The sequence below is a fragment of the Fusobacterium varium genome (assembly GCA_021531615.1).
In the GTDB taxonomy this organism is placed as follows: Bacteria; Fusobacteriota; Fusobacteriia; order Fusobacteriales; family Fusobacteriaceae; genus Fusobacterium_A; species Fusobacterium_A varium_C.
In genome coordinates this window covers 1-838 of sequence record JADYUE010000085.1, presented here as the reverse complement: position 1 = coordinate 838, position 838 = coordinate 1, and the positions used below count along the sequence as shown (strand labels likewise).

The 838-nt window shown below is 29.5% G+C and carries 1 protein-coding gene; it reads left to right on the top strand.

What is annotated here, in order from left to right; genetic code table 11:
* The coding region (locus I6E31_12430) for an IS66 family transposase (protein ID MCF2640764.1) at positions 1-838 on the top strand (838 nt) is incomplete at both ends.

The window sequence follows — 838 nt, the reverse complement described above, 5'->3', positions numbered from 1 at the left end:
CTGAACTTTTAATTGATGTTTTTAATCTTAAAATAAGTGAAGGAACAATATACAATACCCTAAAAACTGCTCATACTAAACTTGAAAAAGTAGAAAATTTCTTTAAAGAACAGTTAGCAAAATCAGAAGTTGCTCATGCTGATGAAACTGGAACTAAAGTAAATGGTTTTAGACGTTGGATACATTCTTTTTCAAATGATAAATTAACAGTACTTACTTCACATAAAAATAGAGGAAAAAAAGCAATTGTTGAAGCTGGAATATTACCTAATTTTCATGGAATCTTATCGCATGACTGTTGGTATGCTTATGATTGTTTTAATGTTACTCATGCACTTTGTAATGCTCATCTACTAAGAGAACTTAACTTTTTAGAGGAAAATACAGAGCTGAAATTTCCTACAAAAGTAAAAGATATACTCATTACCTTAAAGGATATGATTGATTCAGAAGTAGAAATAGATGAGAAAACAGAATTTGATTTTTATCTAAAGTACATGTTTGCAGTTGAACAGGGATATTTAGAAGAGAGAATACACTATCCATTTGATAATACTCAAGTAGGAAAAGGTAAGAAAAAGCGAAGCAAAGCTTTTAATCTTCTTAAAAGATTATCAAGGCATGCAGATGTGCTAACATTCTTTTTAGAAAGAGATTCATCTTTGTTTACCAATAATGATGCTGAAAGAGAAATTAGAAATGTGAAGATCAAGAGTAAAGTTCAAGGAGCATTTAGAAGTGATTTAGGAAGTGAAATTTATTGTAGAGTAAGAGGGTATATCGCGACAATGAAGAAAAATGGGCAAAATCAATATGAAGCATTAAAAAGTATTTTTGA